We start from the raw sequence: 1,101 nt of genomic DNA on the forward strand, positions 1-1,101 counted from the left end.
CGGTGATCAGCACCGTCCCCGCCGGGTCCCACTCCCGCCCGGCCGAGGCCGCCACACCCGCCCGGACCAGCCGGGGGAGGTGGGCGGCGCCGGCGCGCAGCGCCAGCTGGTTCTCGTCGGCGGCCAGGGCGGCCGTCACCGCGGTGGACAACACCTCGGCGGAGTCCGGGTGTTCGTCCAGGTCGAGCAGGACGATCCGGTCGGGGTTCTCGGTCTGCGCGGAGCGCAGCAGGCCCCAGACGGAGGCCGCCACCGGATCGGGGGTCTCGTCCGGGCCGACCGCGACGGCGCCGGTGGTCACCACGACCAGCCGGGCGGCCGGCGGGTGCTCCTCGGAGACCCACTCCTGTGCCAGGGCCAGGGTGTCGGCCAGCACCGACCGGAGCCGGGCCGGGACGTCCGCCGCTTCGGGCGCCGGCTCCCCGGCCGCCCGGACGGCGACCCAGGCGCCGGCCAGGTCGGCCGGGCCGAGGGCGGCGCGGTCCGCGTGCACGGGCTGCCGCGGTGCGGCCGCTCCGGGCAGTTCCAGTGCGGACCACTCCACCGTGAACAGCGAGTCGCCGTGCGCCGGCTTGGGCGCGGTGAGCCGCTCGGCGGTCACCGCCCGGGTCACCAGCGAGCCGATCGAGACCACCGGCGAGCCGTCGGCGTCGGTGGCCAGCAGGGCGAACTCCTCCGGGCCGGTGACCGAGAGCCGCACCCGCAGTTCGGCCGCGCCGGCGGCGTGCAGCGCCACCCGGCGGTAGGCGAAGGGCAGCCGGCTCCCGCCGCCCGGGACCTCGGCGAGGCCGGGCAGCTGGAGGGCGGCGTCGAGCAGGGCGGGGTGCAGGCCGAACCGGCCGGCCTCCTCCCGCAGGGCCTCCGGCAGGGCGGCCTCGGCGTAGAAGGTGTCGCCGTCCCGCCAGACGGTGCGCAGCCCCTGGAAGGCCGGGCCGTACGCCAGTCCGGCCGTGGCCAGGGCCTGGTAGACCTCCTCGACGGGGAGTTCCGTCGCGCCGGCGGGCGGCCATTCGGTGACAACGGGGGCGGCCTCGACGGGGGTGGCGAGCAGGGTGCCGGAGGCGTGCCGCTGCCAGTCGCCGTCCTCGGTCCGGGAGTGGA

At 78.4% G+C, this 1,101-nt stretch carries 1 protein-coding gene; it reads right to left on the reverse strand.

The window, feature by feature from the left end:
• A partial coding sequence (locus tag IE329_RS39920) for a polyketide synthase dehydratase domain-containing protein (RefSeq protein ID WP_190215975.1) occupies positions 1 to 1,101 on the reverse strand: 1,101 nt, incomplete at both ends.

It is taken from the genome of Kitasatospora indigofera (assembly GCF_014655955.1).
In the GTDB taxonomy this organism is placed as follows: domain Bacteria; phylum Actinomycetota; class Actinomycetes; order Streptomycetales; family Streptomycetaceae; genus Kitasatospora; species Kitasatospora indigofera.